Origin of the sequence: Burkholderia sp. 9775_39 (assembly GCF_015712225.1) — a bacterium.
GTDB classification, from domain to species: domain Bacteria; phylum Pseudomonadota; class Gammaproteobacteria; order Burkholderiales; family Burkholderiaceae; genus Burkholderia; species Burkholderia cenocepacia.
Genome location: NZ_JACCQC010000011.1, coordinates 203,302 through 221,926, shown reverse-complemented (window position 1 = coordinate 221,926; position 18,625 = coordinate 203,302). Strand labels below are relative to the sequence as shown.

Genomic DNA, 18,625 nt, shown 5'->3' with positions numbered 1-18,625 from the left:
ACAAGCAGATGGGCTGGGACACGTCGAAGGTGAACGTGAACGGCGGGGCGATCGCGATCGGTCACCCGATCGGTGCGTCGGGCTGCCGGATCCTGGTGACGCTGCTGCACGAGATGGTCAAGCGCGACGCGAAGCGCGGGCTGGCGTCGCTGTGCATCGGCGGCGGGATGGGCGTTGCGCTCGCGGTCGAGCGCGTCGGAGCAGCGGCCTGACGACACGGTTCGCTTGCGGCGTGGGCCAGTGCCGCGGGCGAGCCGGACGGTTTTCGCGCAACACAGGCAGTCAACAACAAAGCGCGGTGCCGATGCGCGACGCGTCCGCGAAGCGGGCGGGGGCTGCGCATCGAAGCGGTGGGGCGGCGGCATGTCCGATGCCGTCGCCCCGCCTTTCATCGATTACTTTTTTGTCGGTAATTCATAGTATGACTAAGCGAATTGCAGTTGTGACGGGTGGGATGGGCGGCCTCGGCGAAGCGGTCAGCATCAGGTTGAACGACGCGGGTCATCGGGTAGTCGTCACGTATTCGCCGAACAACACCGGCGCGGACCGCTGGCTGACCGAGATGCATGCGGCCGGCCGCGAATTCCATGCGTATCCGGTGGACGTGGCCGATCACGATTCATGCCAGCAATGCATCGAGAAGATCGTGCGGGACGTCGGCCCGGTCGACATTCTCGTGAACAATGCGGGCATCACGCGCGACATGACGCTGCGCAAGCTCGACAAGGTCAACTGGGATGCGGTGATCCGCACCAACCTCGACTCCGTGTTCAACATGACGAAGCCGGTCTGCGACGGCATGGTCGAGCGCGGCTGGGGCCGCATCGTCAACATCTCGTCGGTGAACGGCTCGAAGGGGTCGGTCGGCCAGACCAACTATGCGGCCGCGAAGGCCGGCATGCACGGCTTCACGAAATCGCTCGCGCTCGAGATCGCGCGCAAGGGCGTGACGGTGAACACGGTGTCGCCCGGCTATCTCGCGACGAAGATGGTCACCGCGATCCCGCAGGACATCCTCGACACGAAGATCCTCCCGCAGATTCCGGCGGGCCGGCTCGGCAAGCCCGAGGAAGTCGCGGCGCTGGTGGCCTATCTGTGCTCGGAGGAGGCCGGCTTCGTGACGGGCTCCAACATCGCGATCAACGGCGGTCAGCACATGCACTGACGCGCGGCGGCCCGCACGGCGTTCGCGCCCGGGCGGGCCGCGTTCCGCACCATTCCGTGCCGAAGCGGCAGGCGCGCCGCTTCGGCCTCGCATTCCGGAGAACGCATGGGCGACACCTGGATGGGACTCGTGATCGGCGGCTCGGCACTGGCCGTCGCGCTGACGATGGCGATCGCGCTCTACTGGCTCGAGCGGCGCCGCGCGCGGCTGCTGCGGAATTTCGATCATCGCGATTGCTGGCTCGTCGCGTACGGCAAGTGCTTCGCGCGCAGGCCGGCGCGGTCGTTGCGCCGCATGCGCGGTGCACGGTGAGCGCGGCGCCGACGCGTCGCGATCGGTGAACGCTCGATCGGCGATCGATGGGCGATCGATGGGCTGTCATGCCCCGCGCGCATGCCGTCGGCCACGCGCGAGGGATGCGCGATCAGTCGTTCCTTTCGCTCTTTCCGGCAGACTCGCCCGAGTCGTTCTTGTGGAAGATCCGCTTCGTCGTGCGCTTGGTGGCTTCCCAGCCTTCGCGCGACGCATGCGCGACGCCGTGCCCGACCGCCTTCGCGGCGCTCGCGGTCGCGTGGCCGAAGCTGCGCGCCGCGTCGCCGGTCTTGTGCGCGGCTTCCTTCGAATCGCGCTTGATGTCCTGCTTCACTTCCGACATGTCCGCGTGGGCGAGCGGGCCGAGCAGCGCCAGAACGAGCGCGGCGCCAATGAACTGACGAACTTTCACGACCGGTTTCCTTGAGGTAAGCCTCTTCATCGAGGATTCGTGTTGCCGGCGGGCGCCGGTTGAAACGCGCCGGCGGCCGATGCGTCGAGCATCACCGCCGCGCGGCCGGACAGCAGCACGCGCTCGCCGCAGCGCAGCGCGAAGCCGTACAGCACCGAGCGGCCGTCGCCGCTCATGCGTTCCGCGTCGACGGTGAGTGGCTGCTCGAAGGTGTCGAGCCGGTCGACGAACGCGTCGACGTTGCGCACGCTCGCGAGATAGCCGACGCGCGGGCGCGCCTCATGCGCACCGAGCAGCGCGCCGTGTACGGCCATCGCCTGCGCCGCGTACTCGATGCCGCAGACCGACGCGAGCCGCCCGTGCGCGCGCAGCGGGTTGTGCGGATCGCGGTGGCTCGTCGCGGTGCAGCGAATTCGTTCGGCATCCCACGCATCGACCGAATCGAGCACGCACATCGTGCCGGCGTGCGGAATGTGCGCGGCAATCCACGCGTGGTCGAGCGGCGCGGTCAATACGACCGTCGTGGTCATCGCGCGCGCTCCGCGAAAGAGTCGGGCATCGCGACGTCGACCTGCACGCGCGTATCGGCCAGGTAATCGAGCACGACGCGCGTCGATTGCCGCGTGGCGAGCGCGTCCAGCAGCGGCAGCACGCGGGCGGCCGGATTGCCGGCGCGCAGTGCGTCGAGCTCGGCATGCGCGAGCGTCGTGGCGGGCGCATCGGTGAGCTGCACGTCGATGCGGGCGAGCGTGCGTTCGCTCGCTTCCGGCGCGAACACGAGCGCGACGCCGAACGCGTCGCCGATCGGCCGCACCGCACGCAACGGTTCCGGATAGTCGGTGTCGTACGCGATCAGCAGGCTCGGCACGCGATCGACGACGACCTGGCACAGGCTTTCGAGCAGGCCGGCGGCAAAGCTGCCGTCGTGCGCGCACAGCACGTTCGACGTCGCCATCGCGCGGGTCGCGATGCTCCAGTAGCCGGCCGGGGCGTTGTGCACCGAGTTGTGGAAGCGGGTCGGCGACAGCTGGCGATCGTCGCCGGCCAGCGTTTCGCAGATCGCGTGGCAGTTCTGGCCGTCGCCGCCGGATGCGCTGAACACGGTCGCGAGCGTCGCGGCATCGCGGCCGCTCGCGGCCACCGCCGCGTGGCCGACCGCGAGCGCGGCGCGCACGACGGGGCCCGTGCGACGCCGCTCGGCGGACGGCAGCCCGGCGGGCGGCGGCAGTTCGGTGCGGGCGGCCGCGTAGGGCGCGCGGCCCGCGAGCACGTCGGCCGCGTGCGGCCAGTCGGTCAATCCCGGCCCGACGAGGCCGACGCTTTCGATGAACGCGGTGAGTGTCATGGCGGGCCTCAACGGCGGGCGCGACCGGCCACGTGCCGGGCGCGGCCGAGGATCAGGCTGCAATTCGTGCCGCCGAAGCCGAACGAATTGGAGAGGACGGCGCGCACGCGCGTGTCGCGGCTCGCGAGCACGTAGTCGGCGACGAGCGCCGGGTCCGGCTGCGTCGTGTTGACGCCGGCCGGCACGAACTGCTCGCGCAGCGCGAGCGTGGCGACGATCGCCTCCAGCGCGCCGGCCGCGCCCAGCGTGTGGCCGGTCGCGCCCTTCGTCGAGCTGCACGGCGTGCGGGCGAACAGCGCGCCGAGCGCGCGGCTTTCCGCTGCATCGTTGCTCGGGGTCGCGGTGCCGTGCAGGTTCACGTAGTCGATATCGTGCGCGCCGAGGCCGGCGGCCGCGAGCGCCTGCTCGATCGCGGCGCGCGCGCCGAGCCCTTCCGGATGCGGCGACGACATGTGATGCGCATCGCTCGATTCGCCGATGCCGAGCAGCAGGATCGCGTCGTCGTCGAGCGCAGCGGGCGGGTCGGGCACACGTTCGACGAGCGCGAACGCGGCGGCCTCGCCGATCGAGATGCCGTCGCGTGCCGTGTCGAACGGCCGGCATGGCCGGCGCGACAGCAGTTCGAGCGAATTGAAGCCGTACAGCGTCGTCAGGCACAGCGAATCGACGCCGCCGACGACGGCCGCGTCGATCAGCCCGGCCTCGATCATGCGGCGCGCGGAGCCGAACGCCTTCGCGCCGGACGAACACGCGGACGAGATCGCCATCGCCGGCCCGCGCAGCGCGAAATACGCGCGCACGAACGCGGCCGGCGAATACGGGTTGTGCGTGTGCGCATAGCGGAAATCGGCCGGCAGCGCGCCGCTCGCCGGATCGCGGCGCTGGTACGCGCGTTCGGTTTCGAGGATGCCGGCCGTGCTCGTGCCGACGAACACGCCGATGCGTGCGGCGCCGTAGCGCGCAGCGGCCGCCGCGACGCGGGCGTCGAAGCCGTCCTGCGTCAGGCCGAGTTGCGCGAGGCGGTTGTTGCGGCATTCGAAGTCGGCGAGATCGGCGCGCACGGGGTGCGCATCGACGCCGTCCACCGCGCCGATCCACGTGTCGAGATCCGCGCGCTCGAAGTTGCACGGCACGAGCCCGCCGCGGGCGCGGCGCAGCGCACCGAGGGTCGCGTCGAGGCCGCGGCCGATGCAGCTGGTGGCGGTGAAGTGCGAGAGCAGGAGAGGGTTCACGAGGGTCGCATCCGGTGGCCGGAACGGGCGCCGCAGCAGGGCTGGCAGGCGCGCCGTTCGCGGTCAGATTTTATCAAACGGGGGTGCCGGCACGCGCGGCTGGCCGGGCGGTTCGGGCGGTTCAGGCGCGAGCGCCGCGCGCAACGTGGTCCAGTGCAACTGCGCGTCGGCGGCCGCGCGCAGCACCGCGTGCAGCACGTCGAGCACGACCGGTTCGCCGCGCGCATCGCGTGCGGCATGACCGTCGTGGACCAGCAGGATGTCGCGCGCCTCGAGGCCGTGAAGCAGGCGGCGCGTGACGGTCGCGGCGTCGCGCGCCCGCGTGTCGAAGCCGCGCCGCGTCCAGCTCGCCAGTTGCAGCCCGAATTCGCACAGCACCGGTTCGAGAAACGGATTGCGCAGGCCCGCCGGCGCGCGGAAGAACAGCGGGCGCGTGCCGGCGATGTCGGTCAGCGTCTGCTGCGCGGCCGCGATCTCGCGCCGCAGCGCGGCCGGCCCCGACAGCGAGAACGTATGGCGGTGCCGCTGGCTGTGGTTCTCCACCGCGTGACCACGCGCGACGATCGCCTCGATCCACCGCGGATGGCGGCGCGCGAGATCGCCGATGCAGAAGAACGTCGCACGCGCGTCGTAACGGTCGAGCAGGTCGAGCACGCGCGGTGTGACGTCCGGGTCCGGGCCGTCGTCGATCGTCAGCGCGATGCGGCGGCCCGCGCCGGCCGGCAGGCGCGTCCAGTTCGGGCCGAGCAGCGTGCTGCGCGGCCACAGGCCCGCCGCGGTCAGCGCGAGATGCGATGCGACCGCGCCACCGACGGCCCACGGCCACGTGGCCGGTTGCGCGACCACGGCGGCGGCCGCGCCCGCGTGCAGTGCCGCGGCGCCCGCGATCAGCGGCGTCGGCTTCCAGCGGCGTGCGTCGCCGGCGTGGCGCGGCGGCATGGACGACGACGCGTTCATGCGCGGCCTCCACGTTCACCATGACCGATCGTCGCCGCGGCGCGCGGCGCGAGAATCGCCGCGAACGCGAGCGCGAGCATCGCGCCGGGGCCGACGGTCAACCCGAAGGTTTCGAGCAGCGGCACGCGCGACAGCGCGAGCAGCCCGAAGCCGGCGACCGTCGCGAGGTTCGCGATCAGCAGCGATACCAGCGTGTACGGCGTGACGGGCTGCGCATCCGCGCGCCGGCAGAAGAACAGCGCGTAGTTCGAGCCGACCGCGACGATCAGCAGCATCCCGACCAGGTGCAGGATCGTCAGTTGCACGCCGGCGAGCGCGAAGCCGGCCGTCACGACCAGCACGGCCGCGACGAGTGGCGCAAGGGCGCGCGCGGCGCGGCGCGGCGATCGCAGCGCGATCAGCAGCAGCACGGCGATCGCGGCGAACCCCGCGAGCGACAGCCGGATGTCCTCGTGCACGTAGCTCACGTACAGGCGATCGGCTTCGGCCTTCATGTCGACGAACAGCGCATCGGGCACGCCCGCGCGCGCGACGGCGGCGCGAATCGGTGTCGCGTCGAGGCTCGACGCCGGTTGCGCGGTGCGTGCGGCGTCCGGCGCACGCAGCGGCAGCATCGCGCTCCAGCGGTCGTCGCGTTCGGTCAGCAGCGCGTCGACGGCGAGCGCCATCGACGTGCCGTGCAGGTCCGCGCGCGTCAGCAGCGGCGCGTGACGCGCGGCGTCGACGTCGGTGAGGAACGGCGCGAACAGGTCGGGCTTCACCGCGATCGGCTGGTGCGCGACGGCATCGCGCATCCGCGCGGCAAGCGTGTTCGCATCCGGCAGGCTCGCCTGGCGGGCGCGCTGCGCGGCGTCGCTCGGCAGGTAGCGGGCCGGATTGTCGAAACCGCCGAGCGTGCCGCGCTCGACGAGCGGCTGCAATTGCGCGGCCACTTTTTCCGCGCCTTCGAGTGCGGCCTGTTCGGTCGGCGCGGTAATCACGACGAGGTAGCGCACGTCGGGCGCGCCGACGTCGGCGCGCAGCCGGGCGTCGAGCGCCTGCGCCGGTGCCGGTACGGGGCTGAGCGCGGCGAGCTCGCGGCTCCACAGGCCGTCGCGATGCAGCGCGAGCGTCGCGCAGGCGGCGACCACGAGCACCGCGAGCGGCCAGCGCAGCCGCGGCGCGGCGTCGGCCGCGCGCGCGAGCACGGCGCCGACGCGCGAGACGTCGCGGATCGCGACATGCTCGCCGCGCAGGTGCGGCAGCACGAAGCGCGTGACGAGCGCGGCGGCCGTCAGGCCGACGATCGAATACAGCCCGAGCTGCACGAGGCCCGGGAAGCCGGAGAACAGCATCGACGCGAACCCGCACACCGACGTCAGCACGCCGAGCCGGATCGTCGGCCAGTACGCGGCGACCCACGCGCGCGTCGCGTCGGCCGGGTGTGCCGTGCCGCGCGTGCCGGCCTGCGCCGATTGCACGAACAGGTAGATCGAATAGTCGACGGCTTCGCCGATCAGCGTCGTACCGAACCCGAGCGTCAGCCCGTGGACCGTGCCGAACGCGACGCTGACCGCCGCGATCCCGGCCGCGACGCCCGTCAGCACCGGCAGCAGGCCGAGCGCGAGCGTGCGCGGCGACCGGTACAGCGTGAGCAGCAGCGCGACGATCAGCACGACGCTCGCCGTCGACAGCCGCTCGACGTCGTGCCGGATCGTGTCGCGCGTGTCGACCGAGAACACGCCGGGGCCGGTCATCGCGAGCGTGGTGCCGGCCGCATTCGGTACGGCCAGCGTCGCGGCCGCGAACGCGCGGCGCACGGCGTCGATCGCGCGGGCCTGCGCATCGGTATCGGAGCCGGCGGCGGCCGTCTGCACGACCAGCACCGCGCGCGTGCCGTCGCGCGACGCCCACACGCCGTCGCGGCTCGCCGGTTCGGCCGCGCTGTCGAGCCCGTCGACGAGCGCGGCGACTTCGCCGGTCGGGTCGCGCGGCAGCATCGCCTTCGCGACGAGGCCGGCCGACGAACTCAGCAGGTCGAGGCTGTCGCCGAGCGCCTGGTGCAGGCCGTCGGCGCTGAAGCGCTGCGGCGTGACGGCCGGGCTCAGCAGGTAGCGATGAGCGAAGACGAATTGCCGGTCGCGCGCGTCGTTCGCGGCTTCGCCGTTGTGCACGGCCGCGAACCGCGGATCGGTGCGCAGCGTGCCGGCGACGCGCCGCGACAGCGCGGCGCGCGTGCCGGCATCGCCGCCATCGATCGCGACGAGGATCAGGCGCGACACGATGCCGTCGCGCAACTGGTCGACGAGCACGCGCTGCCCGGCGCTCGGCGCATTCGGCAGGAACGCGGACAGGTCGGCCGTGAACTGCGCGCGCCCGATCGCGACGCCGCACGCGGCGAGCGCGAGCAGCCACACGAGCACCGCGCGCTGCCGCCACGCGGGTGGGCGACGCGTGACGGGCGAGGGGCGCGTACGATCGTCCATCAGTTCGCGTGCGCCGCGACGGGTTGCAGGCGCATCACCGAACGATCGCCGTCGGCCTGCCGGATCGCGACGCTGCGCAACACGTCACGCGTGCCGTCGAGCGTGATCGTGCTGACGACCTTCAGCATCCGCGAGTCGAGCGGCGTGAGCGTCAGCGTCCAGTCGTCGCCGCGTCCGGCGAGGGCGACCTTGTACACCTGTTCGAGCGCGAAGCGGTTGCCGGCGAGCGTCGCGCGGATGCTGTCGATGAACGCGCCGAGTTCCGGATAGCGCGCGAGCGCGAGCGTGTATTTGCGGTTGTTGCGCTCGACGGTGAGCATCTCGCCGTCGACGACGAGGTGTTCGGGCGTCGGGCGCAGCGTGTGCTTTTCCAGATGATCCGGCGCGACGAACACCAGTTCGCCCGACGATTCGATCGGCTGCGTGGCGATCGACAGGGTCTTCGTCTCGGTGAAGGTCGCGCGGCCCGACTTGTGCTGCGCGAGCGTCGACATCAGCCGGTCGAGGGTCCAGGCCGTTCCGGTATCGGCCGCGTGCGCCGGCACGGCCAGCGCGATCGCGGCGGCGGTGGCGGCGACCACGCGGATAACACCGGCGATGCGGGGCGACGAAAACGGGAGCAGGCAGCGGCGAACGGCGGTCATGCGTCGGAATCCCTCGTGGCGGGCAGGTCGGCGCCGGCGTGCGCCGCCTCGCGGCGCGCGGTTGCGGCCACGGCATCGCCGCCTTGCCAGAAATCGAAATAGTTGAACCAGTTGTACGGCGCCGCGCGGCAGTACCGGTCGAGCAGCGCGACGTAGCGCGCGAGCGCCGCGTCGACCGCCGCCGCGCGCGCATCGCGCCGCACGTCGGAGAAATCGGCGAGCGTCTCGAAGTGCACATCGTAGCGGTTGCCGTCGCGATAGAGGCCCGTCATGAAGATCACCGGGCGCTTCAGCATCGCGGCCATGTAAAGCGGCCCGAGCGGGAACGCGGCCGGCGCGCCGAGCAGCGGCACGCGCCGCAGCGACGCGGCCGCGTCGTCGAGCAGCGTGCGGTCGGCGAGCATGCCGACCATGCAGTTCGCGTCGAGGCGCTCGCGTACCTTCAGCATCGAGTCGACCTGGCCGAGCGGAATCACCTCCGGCTGCGCGGCCGGGTTCACCGCCGCGAGCGTCGCGTTGATCTTGCGCGCGTTCTTCTCGTACATCGTGACGACCACGCGCAGGTCCGGATGCGTGCGGCCGATCGCGCGCACGACTTCGAAGCTGCCGAGATGCGCGCCCATCAGGAACGCGCCGCGTCCGCCCGCGAGCGCATCGTCGACGAGCGTTTCGCCGTGCAGCCGGATGTCGAACAGGTCGAAGCGCCCGTTCATCAGGTACACGCGATCATGGATCGTCGCCGCGAACGTGAACACGTGCCGATAGACGTCGCGCCAGCGCGCGGGGCGCCCGAGCACGCGGCGCAGGTAGTCGCGCGACGCCGCGCACGCGGCCGGCGAGAACAGCACGAAATACGTCGCGATCAGGTGCAGCACGATACGCGCGCGCGGCCGGCCGAAGCGCAGCGAGATCCACGTCATCACGCGCAGCAAGCCCGCGTTGCTGCGCTCCTGGCGTTCGGCCCATGCGGTGCGCTTCATGGCTGCGCGCCATCCTGCACGGACGGTGGTGCGGACAGCACGCCGGTCGCGACCTCGCGCGACCCGGTGCGCACCGTGAAACGGATCGCGCCGCTGGCCGCCGCGTCGTACGCGAGATCGAGCGGTTCGCCGGGCGCGACCGGGCTCAGGAATTTCGCGGACCCGAGCCGCCACGCATGCAGCGGACGGTTCATCGCCGCGCCGATCATGTGGATCGCGTGATCGAGCAGCACGACGCCCGGCACGACCGGATGGCCGGGGAAGTGGCCGGGCAGCGCGGGGTGATCGGCGGCAATCGTGAACGCGAGCGCGGACGAGGGCGTGCGGGCCGGGCCGCGCCCGGCCGGCGGCGTGGGCGTCGCGCCCGTGGCACGCGCATGTTGCGCCACGAGCGCCGCCAGCACGTCGCGCGGCAGCTTGCCCGTTTCGTTGCGCGGCAGCGCATCGACGAACACGAGCGGGCGCGGCATGAACGCCGGATCGATCCGCTCGCGCAGCGCGCGTTGCAGATCGGCGGCCGAGAGCGTCGGCGCGACGACCAGCGCGACGAGCCGCGTGACCGGCTCGAGGGCGGTGTCGCCGTGCGCCGGCGCGGCTTCGTCCGGCATGAAGAACACGCCGTCGACCACCTCCGCGATCGCGTTGAGCTGATGGTTCAGGTACGCGAGCGACGTGCGCTTGCCGGCGATGTTGACGAGGTCGGCCTTGCGGCCGTGCAGCAGGAACCGGCCGTCGCCGAGCAGTTCGAGCGCATCGCCCATCGGCACGGGCGCCTCGACGTGCCCGCCCGATACCCACACGGTCGGCCCGCTGTCGTCGCCGTCCGGTGCGTCGCGGGCATCGAGCCGGATGTCCGGGAACCGTTCCCACGCCGCGCCTTGCGACGTGCGACGGGTCGCGATCTGACCGGTCTCGGTGCTGCCGTAGATCTCGACGAGCGGCGCGTCGAGCGCGGCCTCGGCTTCGCACGCGAGCTTTTCCGACAGCGGCGCGGTGGCCGACAGCACCAGCGCCGCGCGCGGCAGCGCATGGCCGGCGGACAGCAGCGCGCGCAGGTGGATCGGCGACGTGACGAGCACGCGCGGCTGCGGGAGCGCGTCGAGTTCGTCGCGAATGTCGCTCGGGTAGAACGGCTGGCGGTTGCTGAACGCGAGGCCGCCGATCAGCGCGAGCAGCACCGTCGACTCGAAACCGTACATGTGTTGCGCGGGCACCGTGCCGATCAGCGTCGCCGCACGGCCGTCGAGCAGCCCGAGCCGCTCGGCCGCCGCGCGCACGCAGCCGACCAGGAAGCCCCAGGTCTTGCGGTGCGGCACCGGCGCGCCGGTCGAGCCGGACGTGAACACGTAGGCCATGATCCGCGCGGCGTCGATTTGCGGGACGGCGAACGGCGCATCGGCCGCCGGTTCGCCCGGCGCGGCGTCGGGATACGCGAAGCGCGGCAGGTCGATCGCGCAGTCGGGCGCATCGTGCAGGCAGAACGCATCGGGCGCGAACGACGCGAGCTGGCGGACCATTTCCGGCGTGTGCGTCGACGGCAGCAGGCTGATCTTGCCGGCGACGAGCGCCGCGCACAGGCTGACCGCGAAGCGATAGCGGTCGCGGCACACGTTGAACACGTGGCCGCCGGCGGGCAGCGCGGCGGCCACGCGCGCGACGTCGGCGACGAACGCGCGCACGGTGACGGGAGAGCCGTCGCGCCAGGCGATCGTCCGGTCGGGCGAGGAATGGAATACCAGCGGGTGAGTCGGCATAAATCGGTCAAGACGGGAACGAAGGCCGGCGCGGCCATGGAGCCGCGCCGGTCATGAATTCATCGCGAGGCCTGCGATGCGTGGGTCGACGCGCGATACGCGCGCACCGCGTCGACCATTCGCGGCTGCGGCTCGTGCGGCAGCGCGACACGCCGGCACGCATGCTCGGCGGCGAACATCACGGCGACGAGCGGCAGCGACAGGTAGTTCGCGAAAGTCGACCACGTGACGATCGGCGCGGTCGCGAACAGCAGCGTCGACACGGCGGCGGTCGCGACGAAGAACAGCGTCCACGCGAGCGTGATCCGGCGCGTGTAGCGCGCGACGGCCGGCGTGACGGTGCCGTGGATCATCGCGGCGAAGCGGGTGCACAGCGGCACGTCGCCGGCCACGAGCGTGCGGCCGAACAGCAGCGCCATCGCGACGTTGAAGCTCGCGTGCTCCAGATACAGGCCCCATTCGAAGTGCTGAGCGAGCGGCGCGCGCGCGGCCCACAACGCGGCGGCGGCCAGCAGCCATGCCGGCACGAGCCACGCGCGCCGCGGCGAGCGCAGCGCCACGCCGAGCGCGAGCAGCAGCGGCGGCACGAGCGCCATCGCGAGGCCGACGCCGTGCGCGCCCGGTGTCGCGCTCGCGTAGTGCGCGCCAATCTGGTACGCGGCCACGGCGCCGACCGCTGCGACGCCGCGCACGACGGGCAGCAGCCGGCTCATCGACGGCCTCCGGGCGCACGGCGCGCGCACCGGCCGGCGGCCGGGCTGCAGCGGCTGACGGGCGGGCGAACCGGAACGGGGCGCAAGGGCGGACGCGGCATCACTGGAAACATCGGGCGGATCGTGGCCGGACGCGGGGTCGGGCCGTCAAACATCATATGAATGGCGGCCGGGACGCGAGTCCGGGCCGATGGTCGGGCACGCTCATTTTAGGGCCGCGGCGGGGCGGCTTCGGGCCGCCCGCGACCGGGTTTTGTAACCGATTGTATGGCACCGGGCGAACGGTTTCGCGGGGTCGGTCCATTTCCATCCAAAGCGGCTCAAGCGTCTCGTCCATTCCCGTGCGCAACGGGCCGCGGCGCCGGCTAGCGAGTCTGTAACCATTCGCGGTATACGACCCGATACCCATCGTCTAGAATCCGCGTAACTTTTACAAACGATCCCCACATGACGCAGGCGGGGAAGCCGGCAGACGCCGGAGGGACGGAGATTTGCACGCGCCGGGCGTGCACGACGGTTGCCGTTTCCGGGCGCCTCCCGCTGCCATGGGCCGCCTGCCCGCACGCATGATGAACGCACTGGAACAAGAGCTCGCCACGCTGATCATCGGCGAACTGAATCTCGAAGACGTCCCGCTCGAAACAGTGACGGCCGACACCCCGCTGTATGGCGAAGGTTTCGGGCTCGACTCCATCGACATCCTGGAAATCGCGCTGCTGATCTCGAAGAAATACGGCTTCGAACTGCGCTCGGACAATCCGGACAACCAGACGATCTTTGCGACGCTCGGTGCGCTGGCTGCCTACGTCGCCGCGCATCGCACGAAGTGACGGCGTCGCTCGGCGGACGATGCGCGACGGCATCGATCGAGGGGAAAACGCGATGAACGGAGCAAGGCGATGCGGGCGCTCGTGACGGGCGGCAGCGGTGTGCTGGGGCAGGCGATCTGCACGGCGCTCGCGCAGGCCGGCCATGAAGTGTGGGTGCATGCGAACCGCCATCTCGCGCAGGCGGAGGCGGTCGCGCAGCAGATCGTCGCGGCCGGCGGCGCCGCGCACGCGATCGCGTTCGACGTGACCGACGCCGACGCGACGCTCGCCGCGCTGCAGCCGTTCATCGACGATGCGCCGGTGCAGATCCTCGTCAACAACGCGGGCATCCACGACGACGCGCCGATGGCCGGCATGTCGCGCCGGCAATGGCACAGCGTGATCGACGTGACGCTCAACGGCTTTTTCAACGTCACGCAGCCGTTGCTGCTGCCGATGATCCGCACGCGGCGCGGACGGATCGTCAACATCGCATCGGTGGCCGGTGTGACCGGCAATCGCGGGCAGGCCAACTACGCGGCCGCGAAGGCGGGGCTGATCGGCGCGACGAAGTCGCTGTCGCTGGAGCTCGCGTCGCGCGGCATCACCGTGAACGCGGTGGCGCCGGGCATCATCGCGTCGCCGATGGCCGAACAGGCGTTTCCCGCCGAACGCATCAAGCAGCTCGTGCCCGCGCAGCGCGCGGGCCGGCCCGACGAAGTCGCGGCGATGGTCGCGTATCTCGTGTCCGACGCCGCGGCCTATGTGACGGGGCAGGTGTTGTCCGTCAACGGCGGGCTCGCATGACGAAGCGCGCCGCGTGGGCCTGACGTAACGCAACGCGGTGCAGGGCCGCGTGATCGCGCGGCCCGTGCCGCATCGTGAGGAAATCGAAGTGTCCGTGCATCCAGTCGACGCCGAACGGCGTCCGTGTCCGATGTTGCCCGCCGCCGCGCCTGCGGCCGCGCCGTTCGCGCACGGCGGCGGCCTCGCGCTGCGGCTCGTCCAGGCGAGCCATGCGAGGCTCGTCGCGCTGCTGCACGATGCGCGCGGCCGGGATGACGGATTCGATCGCGTGTTTCCCGGCGCGCTGGGCGCGGTGTGCATCGGCGCGGCGGGAACACCGGACGCCTCGCGCGCGGCCGCCATGGCGCGGATGCTGACCGATGCCGCGCCCGGCCTGCCGGTCGCACCGGTACAGATGGCGCTGCTCGGCGCCGACGTCGCACCGGACGATGCGGTCTGCGAAGTGTGGCAATGCGATGCGCACGACCTGCGCAGCGAACGGCGCGGTGCGCTGCATTACCGCTACAGCGAAGCGGCGGGGCTCGTGTTCGGCAGCCTCGTCGTGCACGAGACGGATGCGGCGTACGATGCGCGGCGCGACGGCGGCACGCCGCTCGAACGCGCGACGTTCGACGCGTACCGCGCGCTGTTCGAGCTGCTCGATACGCTGGGCATGCCGCATCCGCTGCGGATCTGGAACACCGTGCCGGCAATCAATGCGGTGCAGTTCGCGATCGAGCGCTATCGTCAGTTCAATATCGGCCGTCAACAGGCGTTCGACGCGTGCCGCCGCGCACTGACGGGCGGCGTGCCGGCCGCGTGCGCGCTCGGCTCGGTCGTGCCGGTCGCCGGCGATGCGTCGCCGGCCGCGCCGCTCGCGATCCATTTCCTCGCGAGCCGCACGCCGGCCGATTCCATCGAGAATCCGCGCCAGGTGAGCGCCTATCACTATCCGGCGCAGTACGGCCCGCGCGCGCCGACGTTCGCGCGCGCCGCCGCGTGGGCCGACGGCGACGCGACGCCGGTGCTGTTCGTCTCGGGCACCGCGAGCATCGTCGGGCACCGTACCGTGCATCGCGGCGACGTCGTCGCGCAGACGCGCGAGACGGTCGCGAACCTCGCGGCGGTGCTCGAGCAGGCCGCGCGGCAGGGGCACGGCCCGTTCTCGCTCGCGGACCTCGGCTATCGCGTCTACGTGCGCGACGCCGGCGACCCCGCGGCGCTGGCCGCGATCGGCCGCGTGCTGCGCGAGGCCGCCGGTCCTCACGTGCGGCCGCTGTTCGTGCATGCGGACGTGTGCCGCGACGACCTGCTGGTCGAGATCGAGGCCAGCGCCGGTCATGCGATGGAGTGGCTGTCATGAAGCGCGAGAGCCTCACGATCCGGCCACCGGTCGGGCAGGCGGCCGGGGTCGGCGAAGCGTGCCGGCGTTCGTCGGCCGGTCATACACTTTTGTCAGGATCCCCGTCTTCGTCATCGGCTGTTTCCATGTTCAAGCTGCACGCGTCGCCCACTCATCTCGTCCTGATTCCGAGCTACAACCCGGGCGCCAAGGTCGACACGACCGTGCGCCATGCGCGCGCGCAGTGGAACCCGGTGTGGGTCGTCGTCGACGGCAGCACCGACGGCAGCGCCGAACGGCTGCAGGCGATGGCCGAGCGCGATCCCGGCTTGCGCGTGATCGTGCTGCCGGAGAATCGCGGCAAGGGCGCCGCGGTGCTCGCGGGGCTCGACGCGGCGGCCGCGAGCGGCTTCACGCACGTGCTGACGATGGATTCCGACGGCCAGCATCCGGCCGACCTGATTCCCGCCTTCATGGCGGCATCGCAGGCCGCGCCCGATGCGATGGTGCTCGGCGTGCCGAAGTTCGACGCGAGCGCGCCGCAGTTGCGTGTGCAGGGGCGCCGGCTGTCGAACGCGTGGGCCGACCTCGAGACGCTGTGGGCCGGGATCGGCGATTCGCTGTACGGTTTTCGCGTGTATCCGGTCGCGCCGCTGGCGGCGATCATGCGGCGCCAGCCGTGGATGCGCGGCTTCGACTTCGATCCCGAAGCCGCCGTGCGGCTGTGCTGGGCCGGCGTGCGGCCGATCCGCATCGACGCGCCGGTGCGCTATTTCGGCCGGGACGAAGGCGGCGTGTCGCACTTTCACTACGGCCGCGACAACGCGCTGCTCGCGTGGATGCACCTGCGCCTGTTCGCCGGCTTCGCGATGCGGCTGCCGATGCTGGTCGCCCGGCGTCTGACGCGGCGGCGCGACCAGACGGCCTGAGCGAAGAGCCGGCCGTTTCCTTCGCGGTCGCCGCCCCGCGTGCGGCGATTACCCTGCTTTTCGTCGCCAATCCGGTGCCGGATCGCCGCGTCATGTCAATCCACCGAGTAATGAACGTGTCATCCGATGTAAACATCTGGTAATTTTCTGCCGGATTATGCAAAATCGCCGCTCCCAAATACAACTATCGAGGGATTCCGGGATGCAACTCAAGAAAGCGGTGGCGGCGTGTGGCGTGGCGTTTCTGTTGAGCGCATGCGGCGGGGTACAGAGCCTTGACGCGAACAGCCTGACGTCGGCGGGGACCAACCTGTACAAGGCAGCGACGCTGTCGGACAGCGACATCGCCGCGCTGTCGAACGAATCGTGCAAGTCGAGCGACGCCGAATCGAAGATCGCGCCGGCGAACAGCGCCTACGCGAAGCGCCTGACGAAGGTGATGAAGGGCTTCGGCGACATGACGCTGAACGGCCAGAAGATCAACTACAAGGTCTACCTGACCAAGGACGTCAACGCGTGGGCGATGGGCAACGGCTGCGTGCGCGTGTACAGCGGCCTGATGGACATGATGAACGACGACGAGCTGCGCGGCGTGATCGGCCATGAAATGGGCCACGTCGCACTCGGCCACTCGAAGAAGGCGATGCAGACCGCATACGCGGTGAGCGCGGCGCGCAGCGCGGCCGGCGCGGCCTCGCCGGGCGTGGCGGCACTGTCGAGCTCGCAGCTCGGCGACATCACCGAGAAGTTCATCAACGCGCAGTTCTCGCAGTCGCAGGAAAGCGCGGCCGACGACTACTCGTTCGACCTGATGAAGCAGAAGGGCATGAGCCAGAAGGGCCTCGTCACCGGCTTCCAGAAGCTCGCGCAGATGGACGGCGGCCAGAGCTCGATGATGAGCTCGCACCCGTCGTCGGCGAGCCGCGCGCAGCACATCCAGGATCGCATCGCGAAGGGCAGCTGATCGCGCGGCGGAGCGCCGGCCGTTCGCGCCGGCGATCGGCAAGCGACATGAAAAACCCCACGCTCGTGGTTCGGGCGTGGGGTTTTGTTTTGGGCCGTGCCTGCGCGCCGCTTACGGCACCATCCCCGGCAGCACGTACGCCTGCACGAGCGTGATCAGCCCGACGATCACCGCGAACAGCAGGCTGTGCCGCACCGTGAAGCGGAACAGCTCGGATTCCTTGCCGACGAGGCCCGTCGCCGCGCACGCGACCGCGATCGATTGCGGCGAGATCATCTTCGCGGTCACGCCGCCCGTCGTGTTCGCGGCGACCGCGAGCGTCTCCGGCACGCCGAGCTGATGGGCGGTGGCCTGCTGCAGCGAGCAGAACAGCGCGTTCGACGACGTGTCCGAGCCGGTCAGGAACACGCCGAGCCAGCCGAGGAACGGCGAGAAGAACGGGAACGCTGCGCCGGTCCCGGCCAGCATCAGCGCGAGCGTCGACGACATCCCCGAGTAGTTCGCGACGAACGCGAACGCGAGCACGAGGCCGATCGACAGGATCGGGCGCGTCAGTTCCTTCAGCGTCTCGCCGAACGTGACGCAGGCGTCGCGCGGCTTCATCCGCAACAGCGCCATCGAGATCAGCGCGGTCACGAGAATCGCGCTGCCGACCGCCGACACGAGATCGATCTTCAGCACCGCGTCGAGCGCCTTCGGCGTCGCGGCGATCGGCGCGGTCTTCACGACGAGCTGGTCGAGCCCGGCCACGTGAAATTTCAGCACGGTCGACGCGAGCGCGCCGTGCGCGGCGAACAGCGCCTTGAACGGTGCGATGCTCCACACGGTGACGACGGCCGTCAGGATCAGGAACGGCGACCACGCGCGCACGGTCTGCGCGAGCGTGTACGGCGACGGCTGGCGGCTCGTGCCGGAGCCGTTGCCGCCTGTACCGAACCCCGCGAGCGCCGCACCGCCGCCGGACGCGACGATGCCGCCCGCCGTCTGCTTCGCGCGGCTCGGCTGCCAGACCTTCAGGAACGCGGCGAGCGCGACGAGGCTGACGAGCGACGACGTGATGTCCGGCAGCTCGGGCCCGATGTGGTTCGACGTGAAGTACTGCGTCACCGCGAAGCTGCCGCCCGCCACGAGCGCGGCGGGCCAGGTCTGCCGCACTCCGCGCAGCCCGTCCATCATGAACACGAGCCAGAACGGCACCGCGAGCGACAGCAGCGGCAACTGGCGGCCGGCCATCGCGCCGATGTGGAACGCATCGATGCCCGTCACCTGCCCGGCGACGATGATCGGGATGCCCATCGCGCCGAACGCGACCGGCGCGGTGTTCGCGATCAGGCACAGCCCGGCCGCGTGCAGCGGCTTGAAGCCGAGGCCGACGAGCAGCGCGGCGGTGATCGCGACGGGCGCGCCGAAGCCGGCCGCGCCTTCGAGGAACGCGCCGAACGAGAAGCCGATCAGCAGCATTTGCAGGCGCTGGTCGTCGGTGATCGACAGCACGGACGCGCGGATGATGTCGAACTGGCCGGTCTTCACGACGATCTTGTACAGGAACACGGCCGCGACGATGATCCACGCGATCGGCCACAGGCCGTACGCGAAGCCGAAGCCGGCGGCCGCGAGCGCCTGCGGCACGGGCATCCCGTACGCGAGAATCGCGACGCCGAGCGACAGCAGCAGCGTGATCGCGGCCGCGACGTGGCCCTTCATCCGCAGCGCGGCCAGCGCGACGAAAAAGAAGATGATCGGAATCGCGGCGACGAACGCCGACAGCCCGAGGCTGCCGAGCGGGGTGTAGATCTGGTGCCAAACCTGCATGGGT

The 18,625-nt window shown here is 71.1% G+C and carries 18 protein-coding genes and 1 pseudogene; 8 read left to right on the top strand and 11 right to left on the bottom strand.

Features of this window, described 5'->3' with window-relative positions; all coding sequences use genetic code 11:
* The 3 genes and pseudogenes from H0X90_RS17490 to H0X90_RS17480 form a co-directional block, all read left to right on the top strand.
* A pseudogene (locus H0X90_RS17490) lies at window positions 1-212 on the top strand (acetyl-CoA C-acetyltransferase); the annotation flags it as partial.
* 209 nt (window positions 213-421) lie between these two features.
* Window positions 422-1,165, top strand: a complete 744-nt coding sequence (phbB, locus tag H0X90_RS17485) for an acetoacetyl-CoA reductase (RefSeq protein ID WP_012492403.1) — start codon at window positions 422-424, stop codon at window positions 1,163-1,165.
* Window positions 1,166-1,270: 105 nt separating this feature from the next.
* Window positions 1,271-1,477 (top strand): hypothetical protein, encoded by a 207-nt coding sequence (locus tag H0X90_RS17480; protein ID WP_006481510.1) that lies wholly within the window; start codon window positions 1,271-1,273, stop codon window positions 1,475-1,477.
* Window positions 1,478-1,589: 112 nt separating this feature from the next.
* Here H0X90_RS17480 and H0X90_RS17475 read toward each other — a convergent pair whose 3' ends face one another.
* The 10 genes from H0X90_RS17475 to H0X90_RS17430 form a co-directional block, all read right to left on the bottom strand.
* The gene (locus H0X90_RS17475) at window positions 1,590-1,919 is read right to left on the bottom strand and encodes a hypothetical protein (RefSeq protein WP_012492404.1); all 330 of its coding nucleotides are present in this window, start codon (window positions 1,917-1,919) and stop codon (window positions 1,590-1,592) included.
* Window positions 1,916-2,419: a hotdog family protein gene (locus H0X90_RS17470; protein ID WP_058901814.1), complete on the bottom strand. Its 504-nt coding sequence runs from the start codon at window positions 2,417-2,419 to the stop codon at window positions 1,916-1,918. The genes H0X90_RS17475 and H0X90_RS17470 overlap by 4 nt, the downstream gene beginning before the upstream one ends.
* Window positions 2,416-3,234 (bottom strand): beta-ketoacyl synthase chain length factor, encoded by an 819-nt coding sequence (locus H0X90_RS17465; RefSeq protein WP_034201361.1) that lies wholly within the window; start codon window positions 3,232-3,234, stop codon window positions 2,416-2,418. The genes H0X90_RS17470 and H0X90_RS17465 overlap by 4 nt, the downstream gene beginning before the upstream one ends.
* Window positions 3,235-3,242: 8 nt before the next feature.
* Window positions 3,243-4,466 carry a beta-ketoacyl-[acyl-carrier-protein] synthase family protein gene (locus H0X90_RS17460; RefSeq protein ID WP_077189736.1) on the bottom strand — a complete coding sequence of 408 codons (1,224 nt, stop codon included), beginning with the start codon at window positions 4,464-4,466 and terminating at the stop codon, window positions 3,243-3,245.
* A 63-nt stretch (window positions 4,467-4,529) separates the two neighbouring features.
* Complete coding sequence (locus H0X90_RS17455) at window positions 4,530-5,423, bottom strand: polysaccharide deacetylase family protein (protein WP_006497413.1); 894 nt, start codon at window positions 5,421-5,423, stop codon at window positions 4,530-4,532.
* Window positions 5,420-7,888, bottom strand: coding sequence for an MMPL family transporter (locus H0X90_RS17450; protein WP_077189735.1), 2,469 nt, complete (start codon window positions 7,886-7,888; stop codon window positions 5,420-5,422). The genes H0X90_RS17455 and H0X90_RS17450 overlap by 4 nt, the downstream gene beginning before the upstream one ends.
* Entirely contained in the window at window positions 7,888-8,532 is a 645-nt protein-coding gene (locus tag H0X90_RS17445; protein ID WP_077189734.1) for an outer membrane lipoprotein carrier protein LolA, read from the bottom strand. The genes H0X90_RS17450 and H0X90_RS17445 overlap by 1 nt, the downstream gene beginning before the upstream one ends.
* Window positions 8,529-9,512, bottom strand: a complete 984-nt coding sequence (locus tag H0X90_RS17440) for an acyl-CoA synthetase (RefSeq protein ID WP_006497410.1) — start codon at window positions 9,510-9,512, stop codon at window positions 8,529-8,531. Before H0X90_RS17440 ends, H0X90_RS17445 begins: the two co-directional genes overlap by 4 nt.
* Entirely contained in the window at window positions 9,509-11,266 is a 1,758-nt protein-coding gene (locus H0X90_RS17435) for an acyl-CoA synthetase family protein (protein ID WP_060263663.1), read from the bottom strand. The genes H0X90_RS17440 and H0X90_RS17435 overlap by 4 nt, the downstream gene beginning before the upstream one ends.
* A gap of 59 nt (window positions 11,267-11,325) precedes the next feature.
* On the bottom strand, window positions 11,326-11,979 hold the full coding sequence (locus H0X90_RS17430) for a membrane protein (protein WP_034201366.1): 654 nt from the start codon (window positions 11,977-11,979) through the stop codon (window positions 11,326-11,328).
* A 545-nt stretch (window positions 11,980-12,524) separates the two neighbouring features.
* Here H0X90_RS17430 and H0X90_RS17425 point away from each other — a divergent pair.
* The 5 genes from H0X90_RS17425 (at window position 12,525) to H0X90_RS17405 (ending at window position 16,809) form a co-directional block, all read left to right on the top strand.
* Window positions 12,525-12,809, top strand: a complete 285-nt coding sequence (locus H0X90_RS17425) for a phosphopantetheine-binding protein (protein ID WP_006490634.1) — start codon at window positions 12,525-12,527, stop codon at window positions 12,807-12,809.
* A 69-nt stretch (window positions 12,810-12,878) separates the two neighbouring features.
* Window positions 12,879-13,595 (top strand): 3-oxoacyl-ACP reductase FabG, encoded by a 717-nt coding sequence (gene fabG, locus H0X90_RS17420; protein ID WP_006497407.1) that lies wholly within the window; start codon window positions 12,879-12,881, stop codon window positions 13,593-13,595.
* Between the two features lie 37 nt (window positions 13,596-13,632).
* Window positions 13,633-14,937 (top strand): endoribonuclease L-PSP, encoded by a 1,305-nt coding sequence (locus H0X90_RS17415; RefSeq protein WP_077189733.1) that lies wholly within the window; start codon window positions 13,633-13,635, stop codon window positions 14,935-14,937.
* Between the two features lie 125 nt (window positions 14,938-15,062).
* Window positions 15,063-15,845, top strand: a complete 783-nt coding sequence (locus tag H0X90_RS17410) for a glycosyltransferase family 2 protein (RefSeq protein WP_012492410.1) — start codon at window positions 15,063-15,065, stop codon at window positions 15,843-15,845.
* Window positions 15,846-16,047: 202 nt separating this feature from the next.
* On the top strand, window positions 16,048-16,809 hold the full coding sequence (locus tag H0X90_RS17405; RefSeq protein WP_006477817.1) for a M48 family metalloprotease: 762 nt from the start codon (window positions 16,048-16,050) through the stop codon (window positions 16,807-16,809).
* Window positions 16,810-16,920: 111 nt separating this feature from the next.
* Here H0X90_RS17405 and H0X90_RS17400 read toward each other — a convergent pair whose 3' ends face one another.
* Window positions 16,921-18,621 carry a lactate permease LctP family transporter gene (locus H0X90_RS17400; RefSeq protein WP_006488730.1) on the bottom strand — a complete coding sequence of 567 codons (1,701 nt, stop codon included), beginning with the start codon at window positions 18,619-18,621 and terminating at the stop codon, window positions 16,921-16,923.
* Between the last annotated feature and the right edge of the window lie 4 nt (window positions 18,622-18,625).